This is a genomic window from Pseudomonas sp. G3-39, assembly GCF_054790485.1.
Genome location: NZ_CP186497.1, coordinates 3,857,741 through 3,870,689 on the forward strand (window position 1 = coordinate 3,857,741; position 12,949 = coordinate 3,870,689).

Annotated in this window: 11 protein-coding genes and 5 tRNA genes; 5 read left to right on the forward strand and 11 right to left on the reverse strand. The window is 60.4% G+C overall.

The window, feature by feature from the left end; translation table 11 throughout:
- Positions 1 to 52 precede the first annotated feature (52 nt).
- From ACOYXG_RS17110 to gltX, 9 genes are all read right to left on the reverse strand, one after another.
- Positions 53 to 1,012, reverse strand: coding sequence for a tRNA dihydrouridine synthase (locus ACOYXG_RS17110; RefSeq protein WP_027611526.1), 960 nt, complete (start codon positions 1,010 to 1,012; stop codon positions 53 to 55).
- Positions 1,013 to 1,180: 168 nt separating this feature from the next.
- On the reverse strand, positions 1,181 to 1,618 hold the full coding sequence (locus ACOYXG_RS17115; protein ID WP_097088660.1) for an acyl-CoA thioesterase: 438 nt from the start codon (positions 1,616 to 1,618) through the stop codon (positions 1,181 to 1,183).
- Positions 1,619 to 1,664: 46 nt separating this feature from the next.
- Positions 1,665 to 2,498: an alpha/beta fold hydrolase gene (locus tag ACOYXG_RS17120; RefSeq protein WP_097088658.1), complete on the reverse strand. Its 834-nt coding sequence runs from the start codon at positions 2,496 to 2,498 to the stop codon at positions 1,665 to 1,667.
- Between the two features lie 30 nt (positions 2,499 to 2,528).
- Complete coding sequence (locus ACOYXG_RS17125) at positions 2,529 to 3,068, reverse strand: TetR/AcrR family transcriptional regulator (RefSeq protein ID WP_007969225.1); 540 nt, start codon at positions 3,066 to 3,068, stop codon at positions 2,529 to 2,531.
- Between the two features lie 180 nt (positions 3,069 to 3,248).
- Positions 3,249 to 3,324, reverse strand: a tRNA-Glu gene (locus ACOYXG_RS17130).
- 81 nt (positions 3,325 to 3,405) lie between these two features.
- Positions 3,406 to 3,481 (reverse strand) — tRNA-Ala (locus tag ACOYXG_RS17135).
- 53 nt (positions 3,482 to 3,534) lie between these two features.
- Positions 3,535 to 3,610, reverse strand: a tRNA-Glu gene (locus ACOYXG_RS17140).
- A 79-nt stretch (positions 3,611 to 3,689) separates the two neighbouring features.
- Positions 3,690 to 3,765, reverse strand: a tRNA-Ala gene (locus ACOYXG_RS17145).
- Between the two features lie 203 nt (positions 3,766 to 3,968).
- A complete protein-coding gene (gltX, locus tag ACOYXG_RS17150) occupies positions 3,969 to 5,450 on the reverse strand; it encodes a glutamate--tRNA ligase (protein ID WP_097088657.1) in 1,482 nt (493 codons plus the stop codon).
- A gap of 228 nt (positions 5,451 to 5,678) precedes the next feature.
- Between gltX and ACOYXG_RS17155 the strand changes: the two genes are divergently transcribed.
- On the forward strand, positions 5,679 to 6,728 hold the full coding sequence (locus ACOYXG_RS17155; protein ID WP_027611523.1) for an HlyD family secretion protein: 1,050 nt from the start codon (positions 5,679 to 5,681) through the stop codon (positions 6,726 to 6,728).
- Positions 6,718 to 8,268: an MDR family MFS transporter gene (locus ACOYXG_RS17160; protein ID WP_460352959.1), complete on the forward strand. Its 1,551-nt coding sequence runs from the start codon at positions 6,718 to 6,720 to the stop codon at positions 8,266 to 8,268. The genes ACOYXG_RS17155 and ACOYXG_RS17160 overlap by 11 nt, the downstream gene beginning before the upstream one ends.
- A gap of 114 nt (positions 8,269 to 8,382) precedes the next feature.
- Here the strand turns inward: ACOYXG_RS17160 and uvrB are convergent, their stop codons facing one another.
- Positions 8,383 to 10,398, reverse strand: a complete 2,016-nt coding sequence (uvrB, locus tag ACOYXG_RS17165; RefSeq protein ID WP_007969222.1) for an excinuclease ABC subunit UvrB — start codon at positions 10,396 to 10,398, stop codon at positions 8,383 to 8,385.
- A gap of 337 nt (positions 10,399 to 10,735) precedes the next feature.
- Here uvrB and ACOYXG_RS17170 point away from each other — a divergent pair, with 337 nt between their 5' ends.
- Together ACOYXG_RS17170 and ACOYXG_RS17175 are read left to right on the forward strand one after the other, a co-directional pair.
- Positions 10,736 to 11,932, forward strand: a complete 1,197-nt coding sequence (locus tag ACOYXG_RS17170; RefSeq protein ID WP_027611521.1) for an amino acid aminotransferase — start codon at positions 10,736 to 10,738, stop codon at positions 11,930 to 11,932.
- Between the two features lie 220 nt (positions 11,933 to 12,152).
- Positions 12,153 to 12,353 carry a hypothetical protein gene (locus tag ACOYXG_RS17175; protein ID WP_097088650.1) on the forward strand — a complete coding sequence of 67 codons (201 nt, stop codon included), beginning with the start codon at positions 12,153 to 12,155 and terminating at the stop codon, positions 12,351 to 12,353.
- Here ACOYXG_RS17175 and ACOYXG_RS17180 read toward each other — a convergent pair.
- The gene (locus ACOYXG_RS17180; RefSeq protein WP_003226459.1) at positions 12,350 to 12,580 is read right to left on the reverse strand and encodes a hypothetical protein; all 231 of its coding nucleotides are present in this window, start codon (positions 12,578 to 12,580) and stop codon (positions 12,350 to 12,352) included. The two genes, ACOYXG_RS17175 and ACOYXG_RS17180, sit on opposite strands and share 4 nt — an antisense overlap.
- A 228-nt stretch (positions 12,581 to 12,808) precedes the next feature.
- Here ACOYXG_RS17180 and ACOYXG_RS17185 point away from each other — a divergent pair.
- A tRNA-Asn gene (locus tag ACOYXG_RS17185) sits at positions 12,809 to 12,884 on the forward strand.
- Positions 12,885 to 12,949: the final 65 nt, after the last annotated feature.

Genomic DNA, 12,949 nt, shown 5'->3' on the forward strand with positions numbered 1-12,949 from the left:
CCTTAGATAGGGACCGCCAAAATGATTTCAAGAGCGTATTTACAGATTTTTTTCAGGCTGCGGCGGCGACCGGCAAACCCAGCAAACGCGAGACTTGATCCGGTTCTGTCTCGCGACGCAGCACGGTAAACAGCTCGGTCGCCTCGGGATAATTGCGCGTCAGCATCGCCAGCCATTGCTTCAAGCGACCCGGCGATTGGCGTGCGGTCATCTGCGCCTTGGCTTGCAGCCAGAAGTCCTGAATCAGCGGCAACAGCTCGGCCCAGCTCATCTCGACCACTTCTTCACCGGCGCGCGCGGCAGCGATCTGCCGGGCCAGATCCGGGCGCGATACCAGACCGCGTCCGAGCATGATGTCTTCGACGCCGCTGATCTCGCGGCAGCGGCGCCAGTCCTCGACGCTCCAGATATCACCGTTGGCGAACACCGGCACCTTGACCACGTCCTGCACCCGCGGAATCCACTCCCAATGCGCCGGCGGCTTGTAGCCATCAACCTTGGTCCGGGCATGCACCACAATGTGTTCGGCGCCGCCCTCGGCCAGCGCCGTGGCGCAGACCAGCGAGCCGTCCGGGCTGTCGAAACCGAGACGCATTTTCGCGGTGACCGGGATGTGCGCCGGCACGGCGCGACGCACATGTTCGACGATGGAGTTGAGCAGCTCCGGCTCCTTGAGCAGCACCGCCCCGCCCCGGGATTTGTTGACGGTCTTGGCCGGGCAGCCGAAGTTCAGGTCGATCACTTCCGAGCCGAGCTCGCAGGCCAACGCCGCGTTTTCCGCCAGGCACACCGGATCGGAGCCCAACAATTGCACGCGCAACGGCACACCGGAACGGGTGCGGGCGCCGTTCAGCAGCTCCGGGCCGAACTTGTGGAAGTAGGCCGGGGTGAGCAACTGATCGTTGATCCGAATGAACTCGGTCACGCACCAGTCGATGCCGCCAACGCGGGTCAGCACGTCGCGCAGGATGTCGTCGACCAACCCCTCCATGGGCGCCAGGGCAATTTGCATGGGGAAAACACTACTCAGGAAGAAAAAACGTGCGGCAGTTTACTGGATTAAGCCGGTTAAACCCACGACCACCTGTAGGAGCTGCCGCAGGCTGCGATCTTTTGATTGTGATCCTTAAAAATCAAAGTCAAAAGATCGCAGCCTGCGGCAGCTCCTACAGGGATCGGGTCAGGCCAGGGACAGGATCGCCGGGCCGTAGCCCTCGATAAACTCTGCCGGCATGCGCTTGGGCTTGCCGCTGGACAGTTCGATGCAGACGAAAGTGGTCTGGGCGCGCAGCAGGGTGGCGTTGTCGCTGGGGCGGATCAGCTGGAAGTGCCGGGTCATTTTCAGGCGCTGATCCCAATCGACGATCCAGGTCGCCAGTTGCAGTTCGTCGCCTTCGTAGGCCGCCGCCAGATAATCGATTTCGTGACGCACCACGGCCATCGCCCGATCCAGGCGCCGGTATTCGACCAGATCCAGCCCCAGACGCTGCGAGTGGCGCCAGGCGCAGCGTTCGAGCCAGGTCACGTACACCGCGTTGTTCGCGTGACCCAGCCCGTCGATGTCCTCGGCGCCTACTTGCAGATCAATGGTGAACGGCGTTGCCCGATCCCAGCCCATGCCCCACTCCCGGTCAGATGATTCAACCGGGGCAGTGTAACGGATGTCAGGCCGATTGCAGCGCCTGAAGGCTGCGCCCCGCCAACAGTGATAACACTCCATCAACCACCCGAGGGTCGGCCAGCACCCGCTGGTGGCCGCCGCTTTCCAGGCGCAGCAGGCGACTGTCGAACCACGATTCGTGGATCAATTGCGATTCCTTGACCGAGACAAAGGTGTCGTCCTCGGCATGCACGATCAGGCCCGGCATATCCAGTTGATAGTGCGCGACATCGAGGGTCGCGGCGCGCATGCCGACGTCCTGCTCGACCTGGCGGATGAACGCCGAGCGCGCCCGCGGTGGCATGCCGACGTAGCGGGCAAAACCGCGCAGCACGCCGAGAATTCGTGCAGGGGCTGCAATACTGACCAGGGTTTCGGTGCGCAGGCCCAGTTGCACCGCGAGCATGGCACTGGCGCCGCCCATGGAGTGGCCGATGACGGCTTGAAGAGGAGGCAATTCGGCGGCCGCTTCGAGCATGGCGCGGGCGAACAGTACGACGTTGGCTTCACGCCCCGGCGAACGACCATGGGCCGGGCCATCGAGGGCAACGACGGTGTAACCGGCCTCAACCAGCGCCGTGATCAACGCCGCAAACTGGGTGGGCCGCCCTTCCCAACCGTGCATCAACAGCACCGCCGGCCCCTGCCCCCAACGCAGCGCCGACAGGCCGAAGCGCAGCGTGATGCGTTCGGCACTCGCCAGCAGCGGCAGCTCCCAATCACGCAGCGGCAACGTGCGCGGCGTCATGAACGCCTGACGCATTTTGCTTGCTACTCGTTGCGGTGCAATCCAGCCCAAGGTGCCATTAACGCCACGAACCCACTTCAACGTGTTCATCGCTTTCTCCTCAGGCGTGTTGCCTTCAGGTCAACGCACCGCCGACTTGGCAGCGCGCAGCAATCGATCGGATAAATCGCCCGGGCCCAGCGCACGTGCCAGCGCCAGACCACCCACCATCAACGCCACATCAGCCAATGCTTTGTCGGTGTCCTCGGGGCTGGACGCCAACTGCGCAATCATCAGTTCCAAGTGTTCGTTCAGCGCGATGCGGAAGGATTCCGGCAGACGCCCCAGTTCGCCGATGGAAGCCGGAATCGGGCACGCGGCATCGCTGGAATCACGGTGCTTGCGTGACAGATAGAACGCAGCGACCAAGGCGCGACGCTCTTCGCCGGTCAGCTCGGAGTCCATGTCGGCAATCAGGTCGCGTCGACGGCTGAGCAGTTGCTTGAACGCCTCAAGCATCATCGCGTCCTTGCTTTCGAAGTGCGCATAGAAACCACCGACGGTCAGGCCGGCGGCGCCCATCACTTCGCCCACGCTTGGATCCGCCGGGCCACGCTGCATCAGCGCGGCGCTGGCCGCCTTGAGGATGCGTTCGCGGGTTTGAGCTTTTTTATCGTTCATCGTTGCCTCCGAATATTACGACTAGAATATTATTCGCATAATAATATTCCGCAAGTCGAGGATATGACCGCTGGTCTGAAGCACAGTGTAAGGAAAAGGAGAGTTGGCCAAACGCCAGACAAACAAAAGGGCCATTCAATAATTGAATGACCCTTATAAATCCCGCAGAGCGGGTAATCGTGGCGTCCCCTAGGGGACTCGAACCCCTGTTACCGCCGTGAAAGGGCGGTGTCCTAGGCCACTAGACGAAGGGGACACAAACCCTTCTATACAGCTGATCAGTGCTGAGATCTGATCTGATTCAAGGCCGGTGTGGCCAGACCTTGAACTGTAAAATTGGTGGAGCTAAGCGGGATCGAACCGCTGACCTCCTGCATGCCATGCAGGCGCTCTCCCAGCTGAGCTATAGCCCCGGATTTTTCGCCTCGCGGCGCAGCGACATCTTGCAACATCGCTTCTGTAAAACTGGCGTCCCCTAGGGGACTCGAACCCCTGTTACCGCCGTGAAAGGGCGGTGTCCTAGGCCACTAGACGAAGGGGACGCAAACCCTTCTATACAACTGATCAACGCTGAGTGTTGATCGCTTCGGAGCCGGTGTGGCCAGGCTTCGAAGTGTAAATTGGTGGAGCTAGACGGGATCGAACCGTCGACCTCTTGCATGCCATGCAAGCGCTCTCCCAGCTGAGCTATAGCCCCTCATCGTTGATGTCATCGCTGAGGACGGGGCGAATCTTAAGGGCGTATCGAAAGCCTGTCAAACTTATTTTTGAAAAATTTCAAAGTTTTTTGTCGGCATAACAATCACTTACCGCCCTCCCCCCGAAAATCCGGGGGAAAAACGCCGAAGGCCGGAATCAAACGATCCCGGCCTTCGGCGGTAACCGCAGAGTCAGACGTGCTTAAGCAATCGCGCCCAGCAGCTTTTCCCACTCTTTGTTTTCTTTCTTCGACACGCCACCCAGCAGGTCAATCGCCTGGCGCAGACGGAAACGGGTCAGATCCGGGCCGAGGATTTCCATCGCATCGAGCACCGATACCGAACTGGCCTGCCCGGTAATCGCGGCAAACATCAACGGCATCGCGTCACGCAGCTTCAGCTCAAGAGATTCGACCACCGCCTGAATCGTCGCGGTAATGCTGTCCTTCTCCCACTGACGCAGGCTTTCCAGCTTCCACAGGATCAATTGCATCAACTGACGCACCTGATCACCGGAAAGCTTTTTCGATTCGAACAGCTTGGCATCCGGGTTCACGCCACCGGCAAAGAAGAAGCCGCCCAGCGGTGCAACCTGGCTGAAGGTTTCCACGCGCCCCTGCACCAGCGGTGCGATCTTCATCATGTACTCGGAATTGAACGCCCACTTCTGCACGCGTGCGGCGAACTCTTCCACCGGCAGGTCACGCAGCCACTGGCCGTTGAGCCACGACAGTTTCTCGATGTCGAAGATCGGCCCGCCGAGGGACACACGCTTGAGGTCGAAGTTGTCGACCATTTCCTGCAGCGAGAACTTCTCGCGTTCGTCGGGCATCGACCAGCCCATGCGACCGAGGTAGTTGAGCATCGCTTCGGGCATGAAGCCCATGCGCTCGTAGAAGGTCACCGAGGTCGGGTTCTTGCGCTTGGACAGCTTGCTCTTGTCCGGGTTACGCAGCAGCGGCATGTAGCACAGCTCCGGTTGTTCCCAGCCGAAATATTCGTAAAGCAGAATCAGTTTCGGCGCCGATGGCAGCCATTCTTCGCCGCGCAGCACGTGGGTGATGCCCATCAGGTGGTCGTCGACCACGTTGGCGAGGAAGTACGTCGGCAGGCCGTCGGTCTTCATCAGCACTTGCATGTCCATGCGATCCCACGGGATCTCGACATCGCCACGCAGCATGTCCGGCACCACGCAGACGCCTTCGGTCGGCACTTTCATGCGGATCACGTGCGGTTCGCCGGCGGCCAGACGGGCGGCGACTTCTTCCTTCGACAGCAGCAGCGCGCGGCCGTCGTAGCGCGGGGTCTCGCCGCGCGCCATTTGTTCGGCGCGCATCTCATCCAGTTCTTCAGCGGTGCAGAAGCATGGGAACGCATGGCCCATGTCGACCAGTTGCTGGCAATACTTCTGATAGATATCGCCACGCTCGCTCTGCCGGTACGGGCCGTGCGGGCCGCCAACGTCCGGGCCTTCGCTCCAGTCGATCCCCAGCCAGCGCAGGGCGTCGAAGATCTGCTGTTCGGACTCGCGGGTCGAACGCAACTGGTCGGTGTCTTCGATGCGCAGGATGAACTCACCGCCATGCTGCTTGGCAAAGCAGTAGTTGAACAATGCGATGTAAGCGGTACCTACGTGGGGATCCCCGGTAGGCGATGGCGCGATGCGAGTGCGGACGGTGGTCATGGCATGTCTCGAAAAGAATGAAAAGCAAAACAATCAAGCGGCGAATGGTAACAGGCGACACCCGCCCCGCTCCAGCGGGCAGGGCATTTAAGCCAAGTTTGCGTCTGTAACGCCCATAGACCGTGGTGACGGCCCGAATATCAGCCATTGGCATTTACCGTTTATCGGCGGTATGCCAGATTCAGCCGCAGATAACTTTCCTTACAATTCCTCGACTACAGTTTGCCCATGCCTGCCCAACTCAAGCGTCGCCTGTTTATTTTCCTGCTGCTGGTTCTGTTGATTGCCGGGGGCTTCTTCGCCCACTGGTTTTTCAAGGGCCGTTTTTATGAAAGCACCGATAACGCCTATGTCCAGGGCGAGATCACCCGCGTCTCCAGCCAGTTGAGCGCACGCATCGACGAAGTGTTGGTGCAGGACAACCAGCACGTGGAAAAAGGCCAGTTGCTGGTGCGCCTTGAACCTAATGATTTCCGCCTCGCGGTCGACCGCGCCAATGCCGCCCTCGCCACCCGCGAAGCCGAGCGTTTGCAGGCACAAAGCAAATTGACCCAGCAATCGAGCCTGATCGCCGCCAGCGACGCGCAAGTGGCGACCACCCAAGCCACCCTTGGCCGTTCGCAGATGGATTTGTCGCGAGCCGAAACCTTGCGCAAACCCGGTTACGTTTCCGAAGAACGGGTGACCACCCTCTCTGCTGACGCGCACATTGCCCGCTCGCAAGTGGCCAAGGCCCAGGCCGATGCACAGAGCCAGCGCCAGCAGGTCAACGCACTGACTGCCGAGATCAAACGCCTCGACGCGCAGATCGCCAACGCCCGCGCCGATCTGGCGCAAGCCGAACTCAACCTGACCCGCAGCGAAATCCACGCGCCGATCAGCGGCATGGTCGGCCAGCGTGCTGCACGCAATGGTCAGGTGGTGCAGGCCGGCGCCTATCTGCTGTCGATCGTTCCCGATGAAGACATCTGGGTGCAGGCCAACTTCAAGGAAACCCAGATCGGTCACATGCAGCCCGGACAGAAAGCCGAGCTGACCTTCGATGCCTACAGCGACACGCCGATCGAAGCGCGGGTCGACAGCCTGTTCGCCGCCTCGGGCGCACAGTTCAGCCTGCTGCCGCCGGATAACGCCACCGGCAACTTCACCAAAGTCGTGCAGCGGATTCCGGTGAAACTGACCTTCAAGGCCGATAACCCGTTGCATGGCAAGATCCGCCCGGGCATGTCGGTCACCGCCACCGTGAATATCAAAGACGCCCCAGACAATGGCCGGTGATTCGCTGATCCGCCCCGTTGGCGAACCGACCCGGCGGGACTGGATTGCGGTGATGAGCGTGATGCTTGGCGCGTTCATGGCGGTGCTCGATATTCAGATCACCAACTCTTCGCTCAAGGATATTCAGGGCGCGCTGTCGGCGACGCTGGAAGAAGGCTCGTGGATTTCCACCTCGTATCTGGTCGCGGAAATCATCATGATCCCGCTGACCGCGTGGCTGGTGCAGTTGCTCTCCGCGCGACGGCTGGCGGTGTGGGTGTCGCTGGGTTTTCTGGTGTCATCGCTGCTGTGCTCGATGGCCTGGAGCCTCGAAAGCATGGTCGTCTTTCGCGCCATGCAGGGTTTCACCGGCGGCGCGCTGATCCCGCTGGCGTTCACCCTGACCCTGATCAAACTCCCTGAACACCACCGCGCCAAAGGCATGGCAATGTTCGCCATGACCGCCACCTTCGCCCCGTCCATCGGCCCGACCCTTGGCGGCTGGCTCACGGAAAACTGGGGCTGGGAATACATCTTCTACATCAACATTCCTCCGGGGCTGATCATGATCGCCGGGCTGATGTACGGGCTGGAGAAGAAGGAAGCGCACTGGGAACTGCTGAAAAGCACCGACTACACCGGGATTCTCACGCTCGGTGTCGGCCTCGGATGCTTGCAGGTATTTCTTGAAGAGGGCCATCGCAAGGACTGGCTCGAATCGAACCTGATCGTGACCTTGGGCAGCATTGCCCTGCTCAGCCTGATTACCTTCGTCATCGTGCAGATTTCCAAACCCAACCCGCTGATCAACCTCGGCATCCTGCGTAATCGCAACTTCGGCCTGTCGAGCATTTCCAGCCTGGGCATGGGCGTCGGTTTATACGGCTCGATCTATCTGCTGCCGCTGTACCTGGCGCAGATCCAGAATTACAACGCCCTGCAGATCGGCGAAGTGATCATGTGGATGGGCGTGCCGCAGCTGTTCCTGATTCCGCTGGTGCCCAAGCTGATGAAGTTCGTTTCGCCGAAGTGGCTGTGCACCCTGGGCTTCGGGTTGTTCGGGCTGGCGAGTTTTTCGTCGGGGGTGCTCAACCCGGATTTCGCCGGGCCGCAGTTCAATCAGATCCAGATCATCCGCGCGCTGGGTCAGCCGCTGATCATGGTGACCATTTCGCTGATCGCCACCGCGTACATCCTGCCGCAGGACGCGGGATCGGCATCGAGCCTGTTCAACATCCTGCGCAACCTCGGCGGCGCGATCGGCATCGCCCTGCTCGCCACGCTATTGGATGCGCGCACCAAGACCTACTTCGATTATTTGCGTGAAGCGGTGGTGCCGACCAATCCGCAAGTGGCCGAGCGGTTGGCGTCGATGACAGACCGGTTTGGCAGTGACACGGCGGCGCTCGGCAAGTTGAGTGAGATCGTGCATCAGCAGGCGCTGATCATGGCCTACAACGACGCGTTTCATTTTGTCGGGATTGCGCTGGGGGTCAGCATGTTGGCGATTTTGTTGACCAGGAAATTGCCGCAAGGGCTGAAGGCCGGGGAGTCTCATTAAGACCGCGTTGCCGCCATTCGCGAGCAGGCTCGCTCCCACAGGGGATTTGTGAACGACACAGATCCAATGTGGGAGCGAGCCTGCTCGCGAAGAGGCCCGCCAAGACAATGAAGATCAAACCGCCAAAAGCCGCTCACGCAGTTTGGCAATCTCATCGCGCATCTGCGCCGCCGCTTCGAACTCCAGATCCCGCGCCAACTGGTACATCTTCTCTTCCAGCGCGCGAATGCGTTTGGTGATTTCGCTCGGCGAGCGCAGTTCGGCTTCGTACTTGGCGTTTTCTTCGGCAGCCTTGGCCATGCCCTTGCGCTTCTTGCTGCGCGAGCCGGGCACGGTGGCGCCTTCCATGATGTCGGCGACGTCCTTGAACACACCCTTCGGGGTGATGCCGTTTTCCAGGTTGAAGGCGATCTGCTTGTCGCGACGACGCTCGGTCTCGCCAATCGCCCGCTCCATCGAGCCGGTGATGCGGTCGGCGTAGAGAATCGCCCGGCCGTTGAGGTTCCGCGCGGCCCGGCCAATGGTCTGGATCAGCGAGCGCTCGGAACGCAAGAAGCCCTCCTTGTCCGCATCGAGAATCGCCACCAGCGACACTTCCGGCATGTCCAGACCTTCGCGCAGCAGGTTGATCCCCACCAACACATCGAAGGTACCCAGACGCAGGTCGCGGATAATCTCGACCCGCTCGACGGTGTCGATGTCCGAGTGCAGATAACGCACGCGCACGCCGTGGTCGGCGAGGTAATCGGTGAGGTCTTCGGCCATGCGTTTGGTCAGCGTGGTGACCAGCACCCGCTCCTCGACCGCCACGCGCTTGGTGATTTCCGAGAGCAAGTCATCAACCTGAGTCAGCGCCGGACGCACTTCAACCTGCGGGTCGACCAGACCGGTCGGACGCACCACTTGCTCGACCACGCGCCCGGCATGCTCGGCCTCGTAGTTGCCCGGCGTCGCCGAGACGAAAATGGTCTGCGGGCTCACCCCTTCCCACTCGTCAAAACGCATCGGCCGGTTGTCCAGCGCCGACGGCAAGCGGAAGCCGTATTCCACCAGGGTTTCTTTACGCGAACGGTCGCCCTTATACATCGCGCCGACTTGCGGCACGCTGACGTGAGACTCGTCGATCACCAGCAAGGCGTCGGCCGGCAGATAGTCATACAGCGTCGGCGGCGCGGCACCGGCCGGACGTCCGGACAGGTAGCGCGAGTAGTTTTCGATGCCGTTGCAGTAACCCAGTTCGAGGATCATTTCCAGGTCGAAACGGGTGCGCTGTTCGAGGCGCTGGGCCTCGACCAGTTTGTTGTTGCTGCGCAGGTATTCGAGACGTTCCTGCAATTCGACTTTGATGTGTTCGATGGCGTCGAGCAGGGTCTCACGTGGCGTCACGTAGTGACTCTTCGGGTAGAAGGTGAAGCGCGGCATCTTGCGGATGACTTCGCCGGTGAGCGGGTCAAACGCGGAGATGCTCTCGACCTCGTCATCGAACAGTTCGATGCGGATCGCTTCCAGATCGGATTCCGCCGGATAGATGTCGATCACGTCGCCGCGCACGCGGAAGGTCGCGCGGGCAAAATCCATGTCGTTGCGGGTGTATTGCAGGTCGGCCAGACGCCGCAGCAAGGCGCGCTGATCGAGTTTGTCGCCGCGATCGACGTGCAGCACCATCTTCAGATAGGTTTCCGGGCTACCGAGACCGTAAATGCACGACACCGTGGTGACGATGATCGCGTCCTTGCGCTCGAGCAACGCCTTGGTCGCGGACAGACGCATCTGCTCAATGTGGTCGTTGATCGACGCGTCCTTCTCGATGAAGGTGTCGGACGACGGCACATAGGCTTCGGGCTGGTAGTAGTCGTAGTAGGAAACGAAATACTCGACCGCGTTGTTCGGGAAGAACGCCTTGAACTCGCCATACAATTGCGCGGCGAGGGTCTTGTTCGGCGCCAGCACCAGCGTCGGGCGTTGTACCTGCGAGATGACGTTGGCGATGCTGAAGGTCTTGCCCGAGCCGGTCACACCGAGCAGCGTCTGGTGCGCCAGCCCGGCTTCGATGCCCTCGACCAATTGGCGGATCGCTTCTGGCTGATCGCCGGCAGGCTCGAAGCGGGTGACTAGCTGGAATTCGGACATACACACCTCTGGGATCGCGGCTCGCGCAGAAAACAGCCGAGCCGCGGGGATGACCGCAAACGACCGTTGTCGCCCAAGGAAAAACGAAGATTGTGCTCAATGTGGAGCCGATTGCCTCGCCTTTCAAGGCAAACGTCCTACATCCGATAAAGTCTCTGACAGAGTCAATCGACTAACGGTCAAGAAATAATCCGAAAAACTTGCCGGAAAAGCTGAATCGCCTGTCGCCATTGCTCGGTGATGGCCTCTATACTAGCTCCCCGTTTGTGCACCGCTCTAGTGCATTCGGCTGGAGCGCGACACGTCCCTCCACTCTCCATTCAGAGCCACCGTAATAATGAGCCTGTTCTCCGCTGTCGAAATGGCACCCCGCGATCCAATCCTGGGCCTCAACGAAGCATTCAACGCCGATACCCGGACCACCAAGGTCAACCTGGGTGTAGGTGTTTACTGCAACGAAGAGGGGCGAATTCCCCTGCTGCGCGCGGTGATCGAAGCCGAAACCATTCGCGCTGCTCAGCATGCCTCCCGTGGCTACCTGCCGATCGATGGCATCGCCGCCTACGACCAGGCCGTGCAAAAGCTGCTGTTCGGTAACGACTCGCCGCTGATCGCTGCCGGTCGCATCGTCACCACTCAAGCGGTCGGCGGTACCGGCGCGCTGAAAATCGGTGCCGACTTCCTCAAGCAACTGCTGCCGAACGCCGTCGTGGCGATCAGCGACCCGAGCTGGGAAAACCACCGCGCGCTGTTCGAAACCGCTGGTTTCCCGGTGCAGAACTACCGTTACTACGACGCTGCCACCCATGACGTGAACCGTGCCGGCATGCTCGACGACCTCAACGCCCTGCCGAACGGCTCGATCGTTGTGCTGCACGCCTGCTGCCACAACCCGACCGGCGTCGATCTGACCCCGGCCGACTGGAAAAACGTGCTGGACGTGGTCAAGGCCAAAGGTCACGTGCCGTTCCTCGACATGGCTTACCAGGGTTTCGGCGACGGCATCGACGAAGACGCCGCGGCTGTGCGTCTGTTCGCTGAATCGGGCCTGACTTTCTTCGTTTCGAGCTCGTTCTCCAAGTCGTTCTCGCTGTACGGCGAGCGCGTTGGTGCATTGTCGATCGTCAGCGAATCGAAAGAAGAAAGCGCGCGCGTGCTGTCGCAGGTCAAGCGTGTGATCCGCACCAACTACTCCAACCCGCCGACCCACGGTGCCAGCATCGTCGCCGCCGTGTTGAACAGCCCGGAACTGCGCGCCCAGTGGGAAGCGGAACTGGCAGAAATGCGCCTGCGCATTCGCGGCATGCGCGAGCAGATGGTCGCCCTGCTGGCCGAAAAAGCCCCGCAGCGTGACTTCAGCTTCGTCGGCCGTCAGCGCGGCATGTTCTCCTACTCCGGCCTGACCACCGAACAGGTGCACCGTCTGCGTAACGAGTTCGGCATCTACGCCCTGGACACCGGCCGCATCTGCGTGGCAGCACTGAACCAGAGCAACATCAAAGCGGTCACGGATGCGATCGTTCAGGTCATCTGATTTCGCCTGGCAATGAAAAACGGGAAGCCTTGGGGCTTCCCGTTTTTTATTTGTCCGAAGGAATCCAACATTCCCTCTAAACTGCACACAAATCTGAATTGTGGGAGCGAGCCCGCTCGCGAATGCGGTGGGTCAGTCGCCATTGTTGGTGGCTGACAGCATTCGCGAGCAGGCTCGCTCCCACAGGTTTCGTACATCCAGGAATTTTGTGAGAACCCAAATGAAAAACGACAACCTGCGCGCTGACCGAGACGACCTGGATGACTTCATCCCCCGCACCCCGGCCAAACGCGACAAAAGCCTGGTGCTGCAAGTCGCAGCGGGCGTCTTCCTCGGCGGCCTGGCCCTGTGGCTGGTACAACTGGCCGCCACCGCCGCTTACGCCAAGCTGATGCTCGGTACGATCACCTTCGGCGGTTAGGCCAGTTCCGTCGCCCGTTGACTGGCAGCATCGTCATACGCGACGTAGAGCGATTCGGCGATCTGGCTTTTGATCGCCTTGGTGCTTTCCAGACCGAGCACGAACCCTTCGGCCTTGCCGCCAGCACGGTTCAGCTCTTCAGCGGTGCTGGCCTGGGTGATCGCGTCGAAGAGTTTCTCGGCGTGAGGGCCAACGCCCTTGGGCAGACTGATTTGCGTGACGCTCATACGAGCACCTCGCGTGAAAGGGAAACAATAACGGTTCGAGTCATGGCGCGTACCTTTTCGGCGAATGGCCGGCAGCGCGTGTCACCACTTCCGGGCAACCATGGTAGACCTGTGAGGCGGTTCTGGTAACCGCCAATCGCTGACAAAACACCGTCCGTCCTGCCGAACGCACAAAATTTACACCCGACGCTTGACTTCTCTTTTTGAATCAGTAACATACGCACCAATTCCGCAATAGCTCAGTTGGTAGAGCAAATGACTGTTAATCATTGGGTCCCTGGTTCGAGTCCAGGTTGTGGAGCCAAATAGCAAAGCCCCTGAATCGAAAGATTCAGGGGCTTTTTTTGGCCTGTAACCCGATCAAGGGCA

Excerpts from the sequence above, each read along its gene's own strand:
- ACOYXG_RS17175 (WP_097088650.1), top strand. The coding sequence starts at position 12,153 with ATGAAAAACGACAACCTGCGCGCTGACCGAGACGACCTGGATGACTTC.
- ACOYXG_RS17170 (WP_027611521.1), top strand. The coding sequence starts at position 10,736 with ATGAGCCTGTTCTCCGCTGTCGAAATGGCACCCCGCGATCCAATCCTG.
- ACOYXG_RS17110 (WP_027611526.1), bottom strand. The coding sequence starts at position 1,012 with ATGCAAATTGCCCTGGCGCCCATGGAGGGGTTGGTCGACGACATCCTG.
- ACOYXG_RS17115 (WP_097088660.1), bottom strand. The coding sequence starts at position 1,618 with ATGGGCTGGGATCGGGCAACGCCGTTCACCATTGATCTGCAAGTAGGC.
- ACOYXG_RS17180 (WP_003226459.1), bottom strand. The coding sequence starts at position 12,580 with ATGAGCGTCACGCAAATCAGTCTGCCCAAGGGCGTTGGCCCTCACGCC.
- uvrB (WP_007969222.1), bottom strand. The coding sequence starts at position 10,398 with ATGTCCGAATTCCAGCTAGTCACCCGCTTCGAGCCTGCCGGCGATCAG.
- gltX (WP_097088657.1), bottom strand. The coding sequence starts at position 5,450 with ATGACCACCGTCCGCACTCGCATCGCGCCATCGCCTACCGGGGATCCC.
- ACOYXG_RS17120 (WP_097088658.1), bottom strand. The coding sequence starts at position 2,498 with ATGAACACGTTGAAGTGGGTTCGTGGCGTTAATGGCACCTTGGGCTGG.
- ACOYXG_RS17125 (WP_007969225.1), bottom strand. The coding sequence starts at position 3,068 with ATGAACGATAAAAAAGCTCAAACCCGCGAACGCATCCTCAAGGCGGCC.
- ACOYXG_RS17160 (WP_460352959.1), top strand. The coding sequence starts at position 6,718 with ATGGCCGGTGATTCGCTGATCCGCCCCGTTGGCGAACCGACCCGGCGG.
- ACOYXG_RS17155 (WP_027611523.1), top strand. The coding sequence starts at position 5,679 with ATGCCTGCCCAACTCAAGCGTCGCCTGTTTATTTTCCTGCTGCTGGTT.